Origin of the sequence: Desulfatibacillum alkenivorans DSM 16219, assembly GCF_900142135.1 — a bacterium.
Taxonomy (GTDB): Bacteria; Desulfobacterota; Desulfobacteria; order Desulfobacterales; family Desulfatibacillaceae; genus Desulfatibacillum; species Desulfatibacillum alkenivorans.
Map to the genome: position 1 here is coordinate 60,879 of NZ_FQZU01000015.1, position 19,078 is coordinate 79,956.

The window sequence follows — 19,078 nt, forward strand, 5'->3', positions numbered from 1 at the left end:
CTATGGCCAGATCCTCTTCAGGCATCCTGGTTTTGCTGTCTGTTTCCGTGGGCGTTTCCATGATCGGGCTGGGCATCATCTGGCCCTTGATCCCGGTGTACGCCGTGGAGCTTGGCGCGGGCGGATTCATGGTGGGCCTGATCATCGCCAGCTTCAACCTTTCCAAGGCCGCGTTCGGGCCGTTTATGGGAAGGTTTTCCGACACCCTGGGGAGGAAGAAATTCATCACGGCCGGGCTGATCGCCTATACCTGCATGTCCGTCATGTACGTATTGGCGGGCAGCGCCGAGGTGCTTATCGCCGTGCGGGTCTTCCACGGCATGGCCTCCGTGATGGTGGTTCCCATCGCCATGGCCCTGGCTGCGGACATCGCCCCCAAACACGAGCTGGGCTTGTACATGGGCACCCTGAACATGGCCGTCATGCTGGGATTGGGGGCCGGGCCGGTACTGGGCGGCGCCCTCCGCGATCATTTCGGCATGAACTCGGCATTTTACGCCATGGGGCTTTTGGCCCTGGTCACGTGCATCCTGGTGATCATCGTCATTCCTTCGGACGCCGAAACCCGGTCATTCAAGGAAAATCACACCCGATCCTCGGTGGGCCAGATCATCCGCCACAGGATCGCCTTGGGCATTATTTTCATGCGTTTTCTGGCCGCGTCAGGCCAGGGCGCGGTATACACGTTTCTGCCCCTTTTGGGCTTGAAAATGGACATGTCCAGCTCCCAGGTGGGGATCGTGCTTTCAACCAACGTTTTCCTAATCGCCTTTTTGCAGCGGTTCAGCGGCAGGCTGTCGGACCGGTTCAATCCAAAATACCTGGTGATATACGGCACCTTTCTGGCCGGGTTCGCCGTGTTGGGCATGCCCATGGTAAAGGGCTTTTGGCTGGTTCTGGCTCTGAACATTGTCATGGGCGCGGCCAACGGGCTGGCCCTGCCCGGCGGATTGGTCATCACGGCTCAACTGGGGCGCACCATGGGCATGGCCTCTCTTATGAGCATTACGGACGCAGCCTGGAGCCTGGGCATGATCGTCTCTCCCATCTTGTCCGGGATCATCCTGGACGTATACGGCCTTCCCTACGTTTTTCTCATGGGAAGCGCCCTGATTCTCACGGGCGGGGCGGCGGTCTCCCTGTTTTTGCGGACCTACGATCCCGCCATGGAGTATTGATTTCAACCTCCCCTGAAAGGGCGGCGGGGGGGACGGCGCTGCATTCATTCGAAGGCCAATGCCTTGTGTTGTTTTGCGCCTCAACCGCTCCTAATTCTTCCCCGACTGTTTTATCCTTGAAGCCATTGGGATAATCCTGTAATATCCTAACCAGTTGCATTGTAGATAATTAGGAAGCCAGTCCCTGCCGGCGGTTATTCCAAAAAAGGCGAAAAACAGCCTGAACGGACAACGTGAAATTCATCCTGGCATTGACTTCCCGGGCTAAGGCCCTTCCATAAATCTTTTCATTATATAGGCCTGAAAAACATGGAAGAACTTGCGGATCTGGTTTTTTTTCTGGAAAACTCGGGTAAAGATCCCACGAGCATGATTTTCGACGACGAGCTTACGGGGCTTCGCAACCGGCGGTTTATTAAAAATCATCTGGAGTTCAGGGTCCAATGGGGGGACTTGAAAGCGCGTCCCACTTCCATGGTCTTTGTGGATATCGACAACCTTGACCAGATCAACGACGCCCTGGGCCGGGATCTGGGCACGGCAGTCCTCAAGCATTTGGCCGAGCTTGTGAAGCAAGCTGCTCCGGAAGGGTCCACCGCCGCCCGGTACGGCGCCGACGAGTTTGTCATCCTGCTGCCTGGGGAGCCCAAGAAAACCGCAGTCACCATAGGCAGAAAGCTTATCAGCGCGGTCCATGGGGCGCCTTATATTTCCGAGGACGCCACCCTGGAAATTCCCTTTACCATCAGCGTCAGCATCACCACGGCGCCGGAAGACGCCGAGTCTGACAAGACCTTTGTGGAAAGAGCCCTGACCGCCCTCAAAATGGCCAAGGACCTGGGCGGGGACCGGGCCATCAACGCTGCGGAAATCAGCCCGGAGAACGAAGCTGCGGAAAGCATGCTGCACAAGGATGCAGCGAAAAACGCCGGCCGCAAAAGCCAATTGGCGCAGGTTTCCCAGGCCCTCAAACGCTTTGGAAAGCGCGAAAGCCAGTTGGTGCTCGTGGAAGGCGGGCCCGGCATGGGCAAGACCTCTTTTCTGGACACCATCAACACCCAGCTGGCCAAGACCAAGGTCGCCCGCATCAGGCTCGCCGGCGTGACGCAGGAATTGTTCCGGCCCTATTACCTGGTTTCCAACCTGGTGCAGGAACTGCTTTACCGCCGCAAGGACAAGGGGGGGGAGGTCCTGGCGAACCTGGACCCCACGGCGCTGTGCGCCCTGTCTTCGGCCTTTGTGCCTTCGGGCGACATGCGCATACACACCCGGCAGGCGGCGGATGTGGACCTGGGAGACGAGACCCAAAAACGCGAGCACGTATTCAACGCCATGGCCTCGATTATTCCCAAACTGATCGAGAACAAACCCTTGATCGTCCTGGTGGACGACCTGCACCTGGTGGACGAAGCGTCTCTGCTGATATTCAAGCATTTGATTGCGCAAAAATCCCTGCCGTTGTTCCTGTGCGGAAGCGGTCCAGACGCCCTCCAGGCGGACGGCGAACACGGCCCTTTGTGGCGATTCGTGCAGTCGGTGATTGAAATGGCGCCATTGGAAACCATACACCTGACGCCCCTTTCGCCCCAGGAAATTGAAGCCCATTTCAACAAGCTCTATCCCGGAGTGAGGCTGCCCGAGCAGTTGTGCGAAGACATCGCCCAGGTCAGCCAGGGCAATCCCCTGTTTTTCAACGGGATCATGTTCAAGCTGGTTTTTGACGAAAAAATCCGGCGCGCGGACGGCCATTGGGTGGTGGACCCCATTGAGGAGGACTACCTGCCCCGGTCCATGGACGAAATCATCTCCCAAAAGGTGGCTTCCCTGGACCAGGAAAGCCAGGCCCTTTTGGACCGGGCCTCTGCTTTTGGAGACAGGGTGACCCTAAGCCTTTTGACCGGCAGTTCGGAAATGGACGAAGCCGCGGTCCTGGACTTTCTGGACAATGCGGCGGCCCAGGGGCTGGTCAGCGCCACCTTTCATATGAACGACGAGAACATCCGGTTCTTGGGCAACCAGGTTCGGCAGGTCATCTACGGAAAAATCGGCCAGGAGGAAAAAGAGCGGCTGCACGAGAACATCGGCGACTACCAGGAGGAGCTCTACAAAAAGCGCCTCATGCCGTCCCCCGCCATCCTGGCCTATCATTATCAGCGTTCCGCCAACCTGGAAAAAGCCAAACTTTACGAGCAAATCCAGGCGCAGCAAAACGAAATGATCTTCAACCCGGATGAGGCCGAAAGCTATTCGGGCCGCACTCCCGAGTGGGACGACGACGCCCAAGCGCCGGATCAGCCCCTGGCTCCCGAGCATTATCCGCTGGCGGCCAAGGTCATCCGCGCTCTGCTCATCGCCATTCGCAACACCAAGTTGTACCCCACGGGCAGCGACTTGACGGCCAATGCGGTCAACAAGTTCAAGGAAGTCCTGGAAACCGTGCTGGTTCACACGCCCCGTTTGACCATCGTGCTGGAAAAGGACGTTATCTACGCCAACGGGGACGCCCTGGAAATTCCGGAGATCAAAACCGTTTCCGAAGCCTTTTCCGGATTTATGGGGACCATGGACCTGAAGAGCATCGCCTTTTCTCACGGCGCCACCCTGGCGGAACTGGTCCGGCTGGTGGAAGGCATCAGCGAGGTGGATCCCAAAAACATCCACAAACGCTTCTGGAAAGAATTTTCCGTGGAAAACAGGCTCAGACGGGTCCAGGTCAAACAGGTCACCTACACCCAGGTGTCGGGCGAAGATCAGCAGGCTTCCGGAGCGCCGTCCAAGGAAACGGAACTGGGCGGCGAAGAGCAGGTATTGGCCGCCAAGGTGGTCAAAACTCTGCTCAGCTCCGCCAGCAAGCTCAAACTTTATCCCGCCTCAGGCCCGGTGGCCCAGGAGTCCATTGAGGAAGTGATGAAAATCCTCAAGGTCTTTTTGGACAAGCACGAAGTCATGACCCTGGCCGGGGTGGACCAATCCCTGCTGTTGAACGGCAACAAGGTGGACGCCCGGGTTTTCGACAAGCTAAGCCCCTTCATGCTTAAGTTTCTGGAGTCCGCCAGCCTGAAAAGCGTGACTTTTTATCAAAAGGCCTCCAAAAAGGAGTTGACGGTCTTTCTGGCCAACGTGGGCAAGCAGCCCCAGGACGGAACCGCCGACGAGTTTTGGGCCAATGTGGGCATGGACAATAAACTGTCCACCATCTATTTCAACATCAGCGTCTACGACGTCCTGGCCGACCAAATCGCCCTGCAAGCCGCCGGGGAAGGGCAGGGCGGCCAGGAAGAGGAAGAAGAGGTTGAAGAGCCCCTGGAGTTGGAAAGCGACGAAGGGGATCTGGAGATGCCGCCCGAGTCGGAGGAGCAGGATATTTCCCTGGAGCCGACGGTGGAGAACATCCGGGACCTTTTTCTCAAAGGCAATGAAAAAGGCGTGGCAAGAGTCCTGGAGGTTTTGTTCTACAAGTATTCCGAAAAAGAGGAAGGGCAAAGGGAGCAGGTTCTGGAGACATGCCGGGATTTGCTGAACGCCCCGGAGCTTTCTCCGGAGCCCCGGTTCGCGCCCCTGCTTGTGGATCCCCTTTTGGCCGTCCTGCCGGCGGAGGGCGACGCGCAGCTTTTGGAAAACATGGCTTCGCTGCTGTACGATACGGCCGCCAACTTCGTTCGCATCGGGGAATACTCCCTGGCCACCTGGATTTTCGGGCACTTTGCCAGACGCAGGGAAGCCATGGAAATGGAAGACCCCGAAGGCATCATACCCGAAGCTCTGACCCGGCAGCCGGAGGGAGACATGGCCCTGACCCTCATGGCCGACGTGGCCTCGGGAGAGGGGTTCCGCCAGCAATCGGCCTTCGCCCTGATCGGCGGCATGGGGGACTCGGGGGTCCGGCTGTTGTTGAACATCATCAAGGATACTGACGACGTCAGAACCCGCCAGATAGCGGCCAGCCAGCTGGAAAAGATCGGCTATCAGGCGGTGGAGAAGTTGAAACAGGAATTGGTCAACGAAAACAGCGGCAAACGAAAAGCCCGCATCGTGGAGGTTATCGACACGGCGACCACGGACCTGAAAACGGAGTTGACCTTTCTTTTGGCGGACTCCAACACGTCTGTCAGAAAGGCGGGGTTCGCCCTGGCCGAGCGCCTGAACGCTCCCTACGTGGTGGATATTTTAAGCAACCTCCTGGACGACGAAAGGCCGGAGATCGCTACGGAAGCAGTTGTCTGCCTGGGCAAAACCGCCGCTCCGGGAAGCGCTGGCATCATCGTCAAGCAAATGGATGTGAACAAGGCGCCCGAACTTTTGGAAGCCTGCTGCCAGGCCCTTGGCAGGTTGGCCGACCCGGAAGCCATTGTGCCTTTGTCAAAAATTCTTTCGTACAAAAAAACCCTTTTCTCCAAAAAGGAGTATGCGGCATCCGTTCGCGCCGCCGCCGCTTTCGCCCTGGCCGGCATTCCGCACAAGCTGGCCAAAGGCGCTTTGGCCGCCTATGCGGACGATCCGGAGCCCAGGGTGAGGGAGGCGGCGCAAAAGGTTTTGGGCGCTTCACAGGATTGACATCATTGGTATAATCCGTGCATGATATCCTTAGCACGAGGGTTGACCCAATCCGGGCCTTAAGATTCTTGACAAATGCCATAAAAAAGCCCAATCATATTCAGGAGAAATGATCGAGCGAACCAGGGTGAAGACCAGCTTATGAATTTAAAGGGAAATTTCGAACCAGCCTCCTTGGCCAGCATTCTCCAATTGTTGTCCAATGAAGAGCGAACCGGCACGCTCCACCTTACCAATGGTGAGAACGAGGTTAAAATATTTGTGCTTAACGGCGGCGTCATCTCAGCGGCCGGGTCCCAAAAGCAAACCCGCCTGGGCGACCTGCTGCGCAAGAACGGCATGATCTCGGCCAATGACCTGACCTATTGCCTCACCGCCTCCCAACAGAAAAAACAGGCCTTGGGCAGCGTGCTGGTGCAGCGCGGCTTCATCACCGAAGAAATGCTAAGGGAGACGATTCATAAGCAGGCGGAAGAGGTTATCTTCGACCTTTTTTCCTGGAAGACCGGTTATTTCGAATATCATGACTCCAACCTGGTTCCCCAGGGCGCTCTGGACACCAAAATCGACATAATGAACATCATTATGGAGGCCATGTACCGCATCGACGAGATGTGCTACTTTGTCAAGCAGATCCCGACCGAGGATCTGGTGTTCCGGGTTAAGCCCGAAGTCATGAAGAACGAGGAGAAAAACTTCAAGCCTCACGAACGGCGGTTCATCTCCCTCATCAACGGCGCAAAAACCGTGCGCCAGCTGATCAACACCAGCGGCTTCGACGATTTCAGCGCTTACCATCTTCTCCATACCCTGCTGACTTTGGAAGCCATCGAAAAGGCCGAAAAGGAAACCGTGTACGAATCCCAGGAGGAAGGGGATTACTCCGGCCTGATCATTTTCTACACGGAACTGCTCCTGATCATCTACGACAACATCCATACCGAACTCAGCGAATGGGTGGACGCCATGTTCCGGGAAGCCGGCGTGAACAGAGAGGAAAAGGAAGCCATCGGGCGCCTCCTGGACACCGCTCCCAACCGCTGGACCTATAATATTGTGGAAAACTGCAAGCCCCAGATGATGAAGCAAAAGCTGAGCATCTTTGCGGGCTATCATCCCCATAACACCCTGGCCGAAAATTCCGAGGCCCTGAATCAGGTCCTCAGACCCATCAAGAACCGGGAGAAGGGCGGCGTGTTCCTGCGTAAAAGCTTCAACCAGTTCATCACCAACCTGTTGAACACCGTGGTGGCCACCTTCGGCCCCCGATCCACGCGCAAGATGCTCCTGGAAATCAACAACATCCTGGTGCACGGCAACGAAAATCCGCCCCATTTCCCCGAGAAGCTCAACGCCATCAAGGAAATGCTGGACCTGCTCATCCGTATGGCTCAGGAAGGCAAGAACCAAGGCGATCCCAAGAAGAATTCCCTAGGCATTTTCGCGCTGTTTAATCAGAGGAGCTAATCAGACAAGGGATTTGTTCCTCAGGCATACATCCTTATGCGTCTTCCGGCTATATGAAGACTCTCGGGTTTAGCGGCTTCATGAGGCAAAACCATGCGTGCTCGCGCACCCGGGCCGGATGCTGCTCCGCCCGGGCCGCCCAATTAATTCAACCTGCGCCCCAGTATGGAGCGAGATAGGTTGGATAGAGCTTGCGAAACCCTATAAAAATGATGACTTATATATACATCGTCTCCCGTGAATTCATTCCGGCGATGAGATGTGTAAACCAGCCCTGTCCCCGGCTAATCCCCTGAGTACGGGATCTGCTTGCCTTCTGCTTCGGGCAGCTTTTTTCGCCCGCCGGCGGAATCGCTGGCGGCGCCGCTTCCAACGGGCGCCTGTGCGAAATTTTCTCCGGTGATCATGGTCAACAGCTTGGCCACCAGTTGTTGCATTTGCAGGGATTGGGACTTCAGCTCTTCGGAGGCGGAGGCGGATTCCTCGGCGCTTCCCGTGTTTTGCTGGGTGACCTTTTCCATTTCCGCGATGGCGTGGTTAATCTGCTCGATGCCGTCGGCCTGCTCGTGGGAGGCTTCCGCAATTTCAGACACCAGTTGAGCTACTTTGGAAGCCCTGCCCGCCACCCGGCCGAAGGAGTGGTTGGTTTCCGTGACCAGGCCGCTTCCCTGTTCGATTTTTTTTACGGTGCCCTCGATGAGCAGAGCGGTGTTTCCGGCGGCTTCCGCAGCCCGGGACGCCAGGTTGCGCACTTCGTCGGCCACCACGGCGAATCCTGCGCCGGCTTCTCCGGCCCTGGCAGCCTCTACGGCGGCGTTAAGAGCCAGCAGGTTGGTCTGGAAGGCGATTTCGTCGATTGTCTTGACGATCTTGAAGGTCTCGTCGCTGGCGCTGGTGATTTCCTCCATGGACCGGGTGAGCCCCTCCATGGCCTGATTGGCTTCCGTGACCACGCTTTCCACCTCTTTCATGAGTTTGTCGGCCTGGCCGGCGTGCTGGGCGTTTTGCTTGGTCATGGAGGACATTTCAACCAGGGCGGCGGATGTGGTCTCCACGGAAGCCGCCTGCTCGGTGGCGCCGTTGGCCAGGCTTTGGCTGGACGAGGCGACCTGATCGGAGGCGCAGGCCACAAAGCCCAGGCCCTCGTTCAGGCCTTTGACGATTTTCTGCACGGGATTGCTGATGCCTTTGGCCATCAGGAAGCTTGCCGCCAAAGCCAGGAGAATGATTCCCAGGCTGGCCCCTCCCAGGATGATTAAAAGCCTTTTGATGGTGTTGTCCACCTCCTGCTGGGCTTCCATGAAGTCCTCTTCATAGGCCCCCGCCCCAATAACCCAGTCCCAGGGCGGATAGTAGGTGAACGCCTGGATTTTAACCCTGGCTTTTTCCTCGCCCGGGTTTTTCCAGGGGACGGATTCAAAGTTGATCTCTCCGGGTTTGGCCTGGAGGCCCTTATCAATGACTTTTTTGACGAAATAGTTTCCATCGGAATCCTTGACGCCCAGGATGTTCTTTCCGTCGGATTGGCGATCCTTGGACACCACATACAAGCCTGCTTCCTTGCCGGATCCCGCCAGGACCCAGGAGTAGCCGGTTTTGCCCACGGACGTGGAAGCGATGGCGCTCTTGATGGATTCCAGCATTTTATCCTCGGGCGCGCCGACGTATAATATGCCCACAATTTCTCCGGCGTCGGAAGTGATCGGCTGGTAAGCGGTGAGATACCAGGCATTGACGACAAAGGCCCTGCCGAAAAACGTTTCCCCCTGCATGACCGTTTCAATCACTTTATTGGGTTCGCCGTTATGCATATTGGGGATGTAGGTCCCGATGGCCCGTTGGCCGTCCAGTTTTTTTACGGTGGTGCTCACCCGCAGCATATCCCCGGTTTCGGGGATTCTTTGAAAGATTGTGCAGGTCATATGAGTCAGGTCGGTAATATCATCCACCAAGGGAGAGGGCGCCGTAAATTTTGTATTCTGCCCGAGCCACAGATCGCCGGCCAGCATGGTGGGAAGGGAGATCGTCGTCTTTTCTTGGGTGAACTGATTGACGATTTCCCAATCCACCATGGCCCTGCCCATATTGATGCCGCCCATGTCCTGCACCATTTTTTGAGCTATGCGAAGATTGGACTCCATGGAGCGGCGAATCGCTTCGTCCTGATTGATGGCCATGCGGTATAAGCCCTGGACGATATTCGCCACTTGCTGCCGGGCCATGCCGTCCATCTGGCCTTTCATCTTTGCCTGCATTTGCTTGCCCTGCCAGGCAAGCAGCCCCATCATAACCAGGCAGGTGATTAATACTGCTGCGGAAGCAAGGCCCATAACCTTGGTGCTCAAATTGACTCGCCGTGCCATATGGCGCTCCTTTCCAAACCGGAGTTCTCGTTGTGTAGGAAAAAAAAGAAAAGCCCTGTGAAGATCAGGCTGCCGCTTCTATTGAGCAACATGCATGCCAGTATTATCCATTGGAAGTGCATCCAAAATACTGCAATAATATGCGGGCATTAGGATATTTTTTTAAAGAAAGCCTGCCGGGGGGATGGCGGAGGAAAGGAGGGGGAGGGCGTTATTCGTCAAAAATCTGACTTGGCGTCAATCTATTCGAGGAACCGCCTGTATGGGTTCTGATAGGTGAAAATGGCGTCGTTTGTCCTAAGTCCCGGCCAGGAAAAGGGCGCCAGGGGCTATTGGGAGGCGATGGCGGCGTCCATGGGGGCTTCCCAGGCTTTGTAAAAGGCGAACAGCGCCTCTTTTCCCGGAACGCGGACGGAATTGAGAACCTCGCGGGTTTTTTGGTGCACCCGGTTTTCTTCGGCCATTTTCTCTTCCTGGCTGGCGTGAAAGCTTTGGAGAAACTTGGCGAATCTCACAATGTGGATGAGTTCATGGCAAAGGATGTACAAGGCGAAGGGGAAAAGCCGCAGGTCCTTATCCGATTCCAGGGCTCTGAGAATGGTGTGGTCCATGAGGCAGATTTTATAAAAGTCGTACGAGGATGAGCCCAGAGAGGTTTCGGATTTTTGCCCCCGATACCGCACGATCTGGGCGAAGGGCCCCTCCACGATTTCTCCGGGGGCCAAGTCCGCCAGGGTCTTGACGTCGTATCGGTGCCAAAGCCACTGGCTGGCCGACATCTTGTACGAATTGGAAACCAACTCCTCGGCCATGGCTGCGGCGTCTCCCACCGTAAAAATCTGTTCCTTACTGAAATGCGTCAATGGCTCTTTCAAAATGCTTTTCGGCTCCCGGGGCGCAATCCGTAATCCAATGGTTTGGAATAATGGGAAAATGGTCTTGGGAACAACCTCCCTCCAATCAGGAATGGGCTTATCACAATGCTTTGGCTCCTTGCAACCCCTGGATCTCCAATTGGGGGGGCATGATTTTAGTTTTGCAATTATTTGTATATTTTACAATGTGTTATTGAACTGGGAGGTCAGGGCGCAAAAAGAGGGGCGGCTATCCTACAGGGCGGAGCCGAATAGCGGGCGCCGGAACCCTCGGGGAGGAGGCGGACCATTCCGCTCTCCCTGCAGAGTCCTGGCGAAGGGTGCGATGCAGGCCCGAAGCATTCAGGCCGTCTTGGCTGCGGCGATAGAGTGTGAGAATCAGCATTCGAAATTGGATGTCTCGTCCCTTCCGGCGCGAAGGTCAAACTCAATGGGTTCGCTGGCGATGCCGTCAAAATCAGACTCGGCGGCGCCATTGGTCACCTGGATTTCACACTCGGGAAACAGCACGTTGAGCATGGCCACCAGCAATGGATTGTCTTTGTCCGGCTGACTGCTTACGATTACGATTTTCTGCATCGTTCTACCTCCTTCCTGTTTACAGGGGGGTGCAGGGACAGAGCTCTGCACAAAATTGGATCAGGGCGGAAGCATCTATGTGGCGCTGGAAAAAATGATCCGGTGTAGTAGGGCTGCTTTCACTAATAAGCAAAGTGCGTGCCATTTTTTCCTCATTCAAATAACGCCCGGTATTAGCGGGTTTGCTCCACCCTCTTTACAGAACCCAGACACGACAGGCATTATTGAAGATTTAGGTTAAAATTTTAATAAAAAACAGATAGTTGTTTGTTAGGCGAACTGCGAGTCAGTGTATAGAAAAATCTCGTGTTTCAGGAAAAATCCTGCTGAGCAAGACGAACGCCGGCGAGGAGCATGGAGAGTAAGAATATGAGCAAGAAAGTATTCACTATAAGATACTCCTTCTTTTCCATTAGTCAAGATTCCGGACATGGAACTATCACTATTTTAATGTGCGCAGGCCTGAAACTTCCATGCGAGTCACATCCTGCTTGACCTTAAGAAAGCGACTATGGTCTATACAAAGTTACCATCCGCGGCGCGGCGCAGCGCCGTGTAAACAAACAATTTGCAAAGCCCGCTAGGGTCTTGGGAGAAATTATGAGGAAATCCGGTGTATACGTATTGGCAGTGCTGGCGTGCATCCTTTTTGCGGCGGGCGTCATGTCCCCGGCCATGGCCGGCTGGGCCGACGCGATAAAAGGCGTCGTGAAATCCGCGACCGGGGACTCTTCGGAAGAGACCGCGGAAAAATCATCCACAGCCTCCGATTCCGGCTTGTCGGAAACGGAAATGAATTCCGGCATCAAGGAAGCCCTGCATCAGGCCGTCACAACGGCCATCGCCAGTCTGGGCCGGGAAAACGGCTTTTTGAGCAATGACCTGGTTAAGATTCCCGTGCCGGACAAACTGGCGCAAGCCGAATCGATCCTGCGGAAGCTGGGGCAGGACGAACTGGTGGATAATTTTGTGGAGAGCATGAACCGGGCCGCCGAAAAGGCCGTGCCCAAAACCACGGAAATCCTGGGAGGCGCGGTGACCTCCATGACCCTGACTGAAGCGGCTGAAATCCTTCAGGGCGAGGACGATGCAGCCACCCAGTACTTTGAAACCAAAACCCGGGACCAGCTTTTTGCGGAAATCGAGCCCGTGGTGCAGGAAGCCACGGACTCCGCCAGGGTCACCAGCTACTATAAGGCCATGATGGATAAGGCCTCGGCCTCCATGCCTCTGCTCCAGTCCTACTCCCCGGACCTGGATGAGTACGTGACCGGCAAGGCCCTGGACGGCCTCTTTGTGATCATGGCCCAGGAGGAAAAGAAGATCCGCGATAATCCGGCGGCCAGAACCACCGAGCTTCTGGAAAAAGTCTGGGGCTACTTCGGCAATTGATGGAAGGCCTCATACAGTGCGGGAAAAATATTTCGCCGTCATCCCCAAGGATGGCGGCGAAATTTTTGGGAGGCTGCTAACCGGGACCCAGCGTTATTTTTGATTTACCCAGGGGTATGATTACTTGTTTGAAAGCAACGTGGTATGAGGTTATTTTTTTATCCCCATGCCCTTGAAAAAGGTATAGCAAAACACGCCGTCTTCTTCGGCGGCGCGGCGCAAGCCCCGGATGCCTTGCTCCCACGCCCTGGGATCCATCAAGCCTTGCTCCAGGGCTTTTTCCCTGACGCCTTCCACCATGGCCGTAAAGGTGTTTTTGGTGAATCCCTCCACAAGATCCGGTTTGGACCCATCCACATAAACCATGCGGGGCGAAACCTGAACATCCTGGAATCCCGCTTCCTTTAAAAGCGGGAACAACCGCCTTCCTATCAGGGAATCCCCGCCCATCTGGGACTGGAGGTAAACCAGGCATTGGACGCATTGGGCTGCGTAGGGATTCTGGGGATGAAAGTAGGTGGAGCCGTGATCCCCTTCAATCACCGTGATGGTTCCGCCTGGCCTGATCATTGTTTGCAGGGCGTCCAGGGCTTCATCGGGATTGGGCAGATGCTCCAGCACAAAGCACAGAAAAAGATGGTCGAACGATTCCGGTTCAAAGGGCAGGTCGAAAATATTGGCCTGCTGAAACGTCACGTTGGTGAATCCGGCCTGAATAATTCTCGCCTGGGCCGCCGCCAGGGATTCCGGGGAGATGTCTATGGACGTGATTTGCGCATCCGGGCTTTTTGCCGCCAGAGTTACGGTCTGGGCGCCCACGCCGCAGCCCGCTTCCAAAACCCGGCTCCCCGGCGGATAAACCGTGTCGTGGTGCAATAGCTCGGTCAGGGTATTGGCCTGATCTTCCAGGCGCTCCTTTTCGCGTTCCGAATAGCCGTGTACGTACAAGTTTTCAGTCATGATTTTTTCCGGGAGAGGGTAAAGGTCAGCAGATGTCGCAATTGCATGCGCCGACCGCCTCATAGGTGTAAATAATCCGGGATTCCATTTCCCGGCGTTTGTCGTCTATGGGGTCGAAGGCGGCGTCCCTGGCAAGCTCCTCCAGGGCGGCTTTATCCGGGATGGAGTCCAGGCCTTCGGCGATGACCTTGCCGGTCTTCACGTCCAACACCTGGGCGTCCTCTCCGTTGGTCACTACCACAAAAGGAACCTGATACGGCTCCAAAAGGCGGGCGGCGGCTATGCAAGGCCTGTGGCGGGTGACCAAAGATCCCGGGGCGTACCGGATGATCATGGCCGTCCTGCCATCGGCGCTGACGGCGAAATCCACCATCAATTGGCGGCGGTTTTCCCCGGCCTGGGCCATGAGGTCCAGACGAGGCCGGACGTCCTCCTTGGCGTAGCCTTTTTCCTCCACCAGGATGCGGGCGATCTTCTGCCGGTACCGTTCGTCGTGGGTGTCGGTCAACACCTCGCCGGTCAAAAAATCCTCGGTTTCTCCAAATACGTAATGATGCGCGTCAGTCATAAGTCGCCTCCTGATTTGCTTAGGTATAATATGCGGCACAAATCTCGGAGGCGCAAGGTGCAAGGCAAAATATGGGGCTTAACGATAGGTAAGCACGGTTTTGTCCTTCACCGCTTCCAAATGCCCGAACTGGTTGAAGGCGTACAGGTTGATCCGGTTTCCGCTGAACTTCAAACGGGTGATGGAGGCGTTCATGACCTGCCACGAAACCTCCATGGTCCGCTCATGGGAAAGATGCATGGTGCGCTGCAAGGCGACGGATATGGGGCCTCCCGAGGAAAAAACCGCCACGTTGGTCCCGGAGCCGTGGCTCGCCATGATGGCGTCCAGGCCCTTGTTCACCGTGGCCGTGAATTCCAGCCAGGGGGTGATGCCGGGAACGTCGTCCTGGCCCGAAGCCCAGGTTTGCATGGCCTTCTCAAAAACCAATTGAAAGGAGCGCCGGTCGGTGTAGATTTTGTCGAAATGCTCGGCCAGGGAAGGCTCCCTGGCTTCCAGCCTGGGCAGATAGCCCAGCAGCACTTCGTCCGAAGGGTATTCGTTGAACTCGGGCATGGTTTTGCGTTCAGGCAATTCCAGCCCTTTTTTATCGTAAGCGTCATATAAGGCCTGGGCCGTATGGATTTGCCGTTGGAGGGTCCCGGTGATGACGGAGTCGAACTTTACGCCGTGGTCGGCCAGCCGCTGGGCCACAATTTCAGATTGGCGCACGCCCAGATCGGAAAGTTTGTCGTAATTGTCTTCCCCAAATGAAGCCTGGCCGTGCCGGATCAAATAAATAACGCTCATTTAACGAATGCTCCTGATTAGTCAAAGAATGATCATCCGGGGCCGCCGGCCCCTCCCGCCGCACCGCCTCGTAGTTTTCATGAATAAACCCCTGTAAATCAGCCCGGCGCAACGTGTTGGGCGACCGCCTTGCCCGCCTCAAACGCCGCGTCCATGGCTTGTTGATCCTTTTTTACCGCTCCCTTGCTGAAATGCAGCAAGGCGCTCACCCGGGCCGCCGTCTGGCGCCCCAGAAGCGCTTGCAAGGGCATTTCCATGGCCTCCAGGGTAAAACCCATGTCCCGAATATCCTCCTGCTCGCACACGGCCATTACCGCGGCGCAACGGCCCTGGCCCGCCAGGCGGCTGGACCATCCTCTGGGCCTGTCGTTGGTGAAGTCGTAATAGCAGTATAAACGATCGATAAAGGCCTTCATCCAGGCGGTGACGTTGTAGTGATGGGTGGGCGAGGCCAGGATGATCCCTTGGCATTCCTCTATGAGGGGATACAAGAGCTGCATGCCGTCCATGAGCTTGGTGCACGCCTTGTCCTTGCGGCATTTCTCGCACCCCACGCAAGGCGAGAACTGGTAATCCCGCAGATGAACGATAGTGCAGGGAACGCCCTGGGCCTCCGCGCCCTGGGCTGCGGTCTGCAGCAGGGCGTCGGTGTTTCCGTTGGGGCGGGGGCTTCCTCCCACTAACAGGATTTTGGATTGGGGATGCAGGGGCATGATCGTCTCCTGATCTTGAAAGTTAAGGGGCTGCCTTCCACAAGTCAGGAGGAATCATACCAGGAACGAAAAAAAAGAGCAATCGCTCAGTTTTTTTGCCGGGCGTTATTGTTCGCCGTGCGCCGCCCTGTAGTCCTCAAGATGCTGCAGCAATTCGTCCAACAGGGCCCGAGAGTACAGCTTGCCCGCCAGGTCGGTTCCGATATGCCTTGTTGCAGCCTTGATGCGCCTTAATTCCGAGGGCGAAAATTCATCCTTTTTCATGCCGTAGGTGTACAAGGCTTGCAAGGACCTTTCGTTGTCCTCTCTGACCTTGGCGTTGAATTTTTTCATCAGGGCCTCCCTCCTTTTAAAATAGCTTTCCTTGGTGGCCTGGGGGACAGCGTCCCACGCCGCGTTGGTCAGCAGATCCACGGAAGGGGAGTAGCGGATTTTGCAGGGATTGATATTGCGCACCACGTTGTGCATCTGGGCGCCCAGCACAAAGGCGGCCGGTCCGATGGCGGCTTCGTATTTTCCCGTTTGGGCGGCCGGGGCGATCTCCGGGATGTCCAGGGGGACCAGGTCAGCTCCCAGGTTGGTGAGCAGTTTTTCTTCCAGGGGGCCGTACCACGTCATAAAACGGACGTCTTTAAAATCTTCCAGCCGGGTGAACGAAACGCCTTTGGAGATGATGATGTCGAAATCCTGGTCGCACCAGGCGAAAAGATAAAACCCGTTTTGGCGGAACAATGCTTCAAACACCGGGGTCATTTTTTCTTTAACGTAGTCCACCTCGTCGTAGTTATCGAACAAAAAGGGAAGCTCCACCACACTCATGGCCGGGCAGGCCTGAGTGGCTCCCTGGCCGCTCAGCCCCGCGCCCTGGAGAAACCCTTTGCGCATTTTATTGAGGATTTCCTCATCATCTCCCATGGCCCCTCCCCAGAAGACCTTGACGTCAAAGTCGTCTCCGGCCAGCTCCCGCACCACCGGCAGGACCAGGTTTTCGTAATGAACCGCCCATCCCACGCCCTTGGGCGCGATGGTGGCCAGCTTGTAGCGCTTCAGGGGCGTTTGGGAATCGCCTGCACAGGCGTAATTGAAAGGGGCGAGAAAAGACAGGGCCGCCACTAGGGCCGCGAGCACGGCGATTTTCACATAATGCATAATGTATCCTTCAAGGCCAGGTTGGAATCTTTTGGGCTGCAGTTTTCTTTTAATAAAAACCCTGATTTTTGTCAATGTTCCTGAACCAGGTTCAATTTTTTCCGGGGGCGCCCGGAACCGAATCCGGCCGATTCAAATTATAACTCTCATTCTTGAATCTACGTCCGGGCCGGTTCAAGAGAATTGAAGAATCTTGAAAGAGGCTTGAAAACAGGGTGTTGACAAATTCCATGGTCCGGGTTACAAATAGAATCCTAATTCTAAAAGGTGGAATATGGCGGGAAAAACAAGAAAAAAACAAATCAGAGGCGAGTACACCAGAATCAGTCTGTTGGAGGCGGCCACCGAGCTTTTCGCAGCCCATGGCTTTGAAGGCGCTTCGGTCAAGCAAATCACCGAACGGGCCGGAGCCTCGGTGGGTTCCTTTTATCATCATTTCAATGACAAGGCGGACTTGTTCACCCAGGTTCTGGACAACGGCAGCATGACCCTGCGGCGGTATTTCCGCAAGGTGCGCAACCTGCCCCCGGACGTTTCCCTGGAGGAGCGGACGCATCAGGCCATTTCAGCGCTGGTGGATTTCGCCACGGAGCACCGTTCCCTGTGGGTGTGGCTGCTGCTGGAAACCGACAAGCTGCCCCAGCCCATCCGGAAAATCGTGAAAAAGGACCAGGAATTGTATCTGAGGGATCAGGCGCAGGACCTGGAGGCGGCCGTCAGGCTGGGACGCCTCAAGCCCCTTGACGCCAAACTGGGGGCTCAGGCGGTTTTTGGAATGTGCGTTCACATGCTTTCCGTGTATCTCAACGACCCGAATCCGGACCGGGACGCCTATGTGGACGCGATCACCAAGGCCACGGTGGGCATATTGCGGGCCATGGCGGGGTCCAGGCAGCCGGCCTATACTGCGCCGGGCGAAAAGGCTTTGAAGGCCGGATAAGGCGGGGGACTCGCGCTCCAGGAGGTCAGGATGCCCCATGTCCCCGTGATAGTGGGAATCTCTCAACTCACACAATTTCCCGGATTGGAAAAGCCTCTGGATCCCATGAGGCTGATGGCCGAAGCCGCCCGGGCCGCTCTTGCGGACGCGGGGCCGCCGGCCCTCGCCCTATTGGTGGATTGCGTCTGGGTTTCCAATATCCTCAGTTGGGGGTATAAGGACGCCCCCGGCCTTTTGAGCGCCAATTTAGGCCTTAAGCCTTCCCACACCCATTACGGAATCCTGAGCGGGCACGTTCCCCAATGGTTCGTCAATCAGGCGGCCCGGCGCATAGCCTCCGGCGAAAGCCGGGCCGTGCTCATGGCCGGGGCCGAGGCCCAGCACTCGGTCAGGCAATCCTACAAGGGCGCCGTAAAATTGGATTGGCCGGCCAGAGAGAACCCGGAAATCATAGGCGGCGGCGCCAGCCCGGACCTGGGAACCAACAGCCTGGAAAACAGCCATCAACTCATGATTCCGGTCAATATGTACGCCTTGTTCGAAACTGCAATCAGGGCCGCCAAAGGCCGGGATCTCAAAGAGCATCAGGCCTCCCTGGGGCGTTTGTTCGAAAAGTTTTCCGCCGTGGCTGCAAAAAATCCCCTGGCATGGAACAGGCGCAAGTATTCCGCCGACGAAATAGCGGCCCCCGGACCGGACAATCCTGCGGCCTGTGAACCGTACACGCGGCGGATGTGCGCGGCCATGAACGTGGATATGGCGGCCGCAGTGGTAATGACCAGCGAGGAAACCGCAAAAAGGATGGGAGTGAATTCCTCCCAATGGGTCTACCCCATGGGAGGCGCGGACTTGAACAATATCAGGTACGTGACCCAACGCCCCAAACTGAACGACTCTCCGGCCTTGGAGCATTGCGTCCAACTGGCCCTGGACCAGGCGGGATTGGGTGTTTCCCAAATCCGGGCTTTTGATCTATACTCCTGCTTTCCCTCCATGGTGGAAATCGCCATGGAAGCCCTTGGCCTGGACTTGGAAGACCCCAGGCCTCTGACCCTGACGGGCGGGCTGCCCTTTTTCGGCGGCCCTATGGGAAACTACTCCATGCACGCCATAGCCGAGGCGACGGCGCAAATCAGGACGGGAAAGCCGGACAACGTGATGGTCGCCGCAAATGGCGGCTTTAATACGCGGCACTCCCTAGGAGTCTACGGCCGCGAGCCATCCCCTGAAGGATGGTCGCGGGACGACTCGGCAATTCAGGAATCGATTTTGTCCGCAGCCCTGCCCGAGCCTGTCAAGGAGGCGGCGGGGAGGCTTGTCGTGGATGGATGCATTGTGCGCAACACCCGGGAGGGCGTTCCGGAAAAAGGCCTGGTTTTGGGAACTCTGGAAGACGGGAGAAAAACCCTGGCCGTCCTGGACGCCGGGCCTGCCTTACTTGGACAATTCCGCAACAAAGAACTTGTGGGGGGCGCCGGAGCGGTCCGATTCGACCCAAACTCCGGCTGCAATATGTTTGTTCCTGAACTGTGAACATCAAAGGAGGATTTA

The 19,078-nt window shown here is 56.3% G+C and carries 14 protein-coding genes; 6 read left to right on the forward strand and 8 right to left on the reverse strand.

Going from position 1 to position 19,078, the window contains the following annotated elements:
* Positions 1 to 2: 2 nt before the first annotated feature.
* From BUE18_RS13335 to BUE18_RS13345, 3 genes are all read left to right on the forward strand, one after another.
* Positions 3 to 1,178: an MFS transporter gene (locus BUE18_RS13335; protein WP_073476488.1), complete on the forward strand. Its 1,176-nt coding sequence runs from the start codon at positions 3 to 5 to the stop codon at positions 1,176 to 1,178.
* 309 nt (positions 1,179 to 1,487) lie between these two features.
* Positions 1,488 to 5,732 (forward strand): diguanylate cyclase, encoded by a 4,245-nt coding sequence (locus BUE18_RS13340; protein WP_073476490.1) that lies wholly within the window; start codon positions 1,488 to 1,490, stop codon positions 5,730 to 5,732.
* 141 nt (positions 5,733 to 5,873) lie between these two features.
* The gene (locus BUE18_RS13345) at positions 5,874 to 7,199 is read left to right on the forward strand and encodes a DUF4388 domain-containing protein (protein ID WP_073476492.1); all 1,326 of its coding nucleotides are present in this window, start codon (positions 5,874 to 5,876) and stop codon (positions 7,197 to 7,199) included.
* A 284-nt stretch (positions 7,200 to 7,483) separates the two neighbouring features.
* Here the strand turns inward: BUE18_RS13345 and BUE18_RS27960 are convergent, their stop codons facing one another.
* The 3 genes from BUE18_RS27960 to BUE18_RS13360 form a co-directional block, all read right to left on the reverse strand.
* Positions 7,484 to 9,562, reverse strand: coding sequence for a methyl-accepting chemotaxis protein (locus BUE18_RS27960; protein WP_073476493.1), 2,079 nt, complete (start codon positions 9,560 to 9,562; stop codon positions 7,484 to 7,486).
* 329 nt (positions 9,563 to 9,891) lie between these two features.
* Positions 9,892 to 10,425 carry a hypothetical protein gene (locus BUE18_RS13355; RefSeq protein ID WP_244549321.1) on the reverse strand — a complete coding sequence of 178 codons (534 nt, stop codon included), beginning with the start codon at positions 10,423 to 10,425 and terminating at the stop codon, positions 9,892 to 9,894.
* Between the two features lie 390 nt (positions 10,426 to 10,815).
* Complete coding sequence (locus tag BUE18_RS13360; protein ID WP_073476497.1) at positions 10,816 to 11,016, reverse strand: hypothetical protein; 201 nt, start codon at positions 11,014 to 11,016, stop codon at positions 10,816 to 10,818.
* A 600-nt stretch (positions 11,017 to 11,616) separates the two neighbouring features.
* Here BUE18_RS13360 and BUE18_RS13365 point away from each other — a divergent pair.
* Complete coding sequence (locus BUE18_RS13365) at positions 11,617 to 12,408, forward strand: DUF4197 domain-containing protein (RefSeq protein ID WP_073476498.1); 792 nt, start codon at positions 11,617 to 11,619, stop codon at positions 12,406 to 12,408.
* Between the two features lie 150 nt (positions 12,409 to 12,558).
* On the opposite strand, the gene BUE18_RS13370 is transcribed toward BUE18_RS13365, so the two are convergent.
* The 5 genes from BUE18_RS13370 to BUE18_RS13390 form a co-directional block, all read right to left on the reverse strand.
* Positions 12,559 to 13,368: a class I SAM-dependent methyltransferase gene (locus BUE18_RS13370; protein WP_073476500.1), complete on the reverse strand. Its 810-nt coding sequence runs from the start codon at positions 13,366 to 13,368 to the stop codon at positions 12,559 to 12,561.
* 25 nt (positions 13,369 to 13,393) lie between these two features.
* Positions 13,394 to 13,936: a type I restriction enzyme HsdR N-terminal domain-containing protein gene (locus BUE18_RS13375; RefSeq protein ID WP_073476502.1), complete on the reverse strand. Its 543-nt coding sequence runs from the start codon at positions 13,934 to 13,936 to the stop codon at positions 13,394 to 13,396.
* A 78-nt stretch (positions 13,937 to 14,014) separates the two neighbouring features.
* A complete protein-coding gene (locus tag BUE18_RS13380; RefSeq protein WP_073476504.1) occupies positions 14,015 to 14,725 on the reverse strand; it encodes a histidine phosphatase family protein in 711 nt (236 codons plus the stop codon).
* Between the two features lie 98 nt (positions 14,726 to 14,823).
* Positions 14,824 to 15,438: a flavodoxin family protein gene (locus BUE18_RS13385; RefSeq protein ID WP_073476505.1), complete on the reverse strand. Its 615-nt coding sequence runs from the start codon at positions 15,436 to 15,438 to the stop codon at positions 14,824 to 14,826.
* A gap of 105 nt (positions 15,439 to 15,543) precedes the next feature.
* On the reverse strand, positions 15,544 to 16,587 hold the full coding sequence (locus tag BUE18_RS13390; RefSeq protein WP_073476572.1) for a TRAP transporter substrate-binding protein: 1,044 nt from the start codon (positions 16,585 to 16,587) through the stop codon (positions 15,544 to 15,546).
* A gap of 274 nt (positions 16,588 to 16,861) precedes the next feature.
* On the opposite strand from BUE18_RS13390, the gene BUE18_RS13395 reads away from it, so the two are divergent.
* Positions 16,862 to 17,527, forward strand: a complete 666-nt coding sequence (locus tag BUE18_RS13395; protein ID WP_073476507.1) for a TetR/AcrR family transcriptional regulator — start codon at positions 16,862 to 16,864, stop codon at positions 17,525 to 17,527.
* A 30-nt stretch (positions 17,528 to 17,557) separates the two neighbouring features.
* Positions 17,558 to 19,060 carry an acetyl-CoA acetyltransferase gene (locus BUE18_RS13400; RefSeq protein WP_073476509.1) on the forward strand — a complete coding sequence of 501 codons (1,503 nt, stop codon included), beginning with the start codon at positions 17,558 to 17,560 and terminating at the stop codon, positions 19,058 to 19,060.
* Positions 19,061 to 19,078: the final 18 nt, after the last annotated feature.

Bases quoted from the DNA above. Each gene is read 5' to 3' on its own strand.
- BUE18_RS13360 (WP_073476497.1), bottom strand. From the start codon at position 11,016: ATGCAGAAAATCGTAATCGTAAGCAGTCAGCCGGACAAAGACAATCCA.
- BUE18_RS13375 (WP_073476502.1), bottom strand. From the start codon at position 13,936: ATGACTGACGCGCATCATTACGTATTTGGAGAAACCGAGGATTTTTTG.
- BUE18_RS13380 (WP_073476504.1), bottom strand. From the start codon at position 14,725: ATGAGCGTTATTTATTTGATCCGGCACGGCCAGGCTTCATTTGGGGAA.
- BUE18_RS13335 (WP_073476488.1), top strand. From the start codon at position 3: ATGGCCAGATCCTCTTCAGGCATCCTGGTTTTGCTGTCTGTTTCCGTG.
- BUE18_RS13345 (WP_073476492.1), top strand. From the start codon at position 5,874: ATGAATTTAAAGGGAAATTTCGAACCAGCCTCCTTGGCCAGCATTCTC.
- BUE18_RS13385 (WP_073476505.1), bottom strand. From the start codon at position 15,438: ATGCCCCTGCATCCCCAATCCAAAATCCTGTTAGTGGGAGGAAGCCCC.
- BUE18_RS13390 (WP_073476572.1), bottom strand. From the start codon at position 16,587: ATGCATTATGTGAAAATCGCCGTGCTCGCGGCCCTAGTGGCGGCCCTG.
- BUE18_RS27960 (WP_073476493.1), bottom strand. From the start codon at position 9,562: ATGGCACGGCGAGTCAATTTGAGCACCAAGGTTATGGGCCTTGCTTCC.
- BUE18_RS13340 (WP_073476490.1), top strand. From the start codon at position 1,488: ATGGAAGAACTTGCGGATCTGGTTTTTTTTCTGGAAAACTCGGGTAAA.
- BUE18_RS13395 (WP_073476507.1), top strand. From the start codon at position 16,862: ATGGCGGGAAAAACAAGAAAAAAACAAATCAGAGGCGAGTACACCAGA.
- BUE18_RS13365 (WP_073476498.1), top strand. From the start codon at position 11,617: ATGAGGAAATCCGGTGTATACGTATTGGCAGTGCTGGCGTGCATCCTT.
- BUE18_RS13370 (WP_073476500.1), bottom strand. From the start codon at position 13,368: ATGACTGAAAACTTGTACGTACACGGCTATTCGGAACGCGAAAAGGAG.
- BUE18_RS13400 (WP_073476509.1), top strand. From the start codon at position 17,558: ATGCCCCATGTCCCCGTGATAGTGGGAATCTCTCAACTCACACAATTT.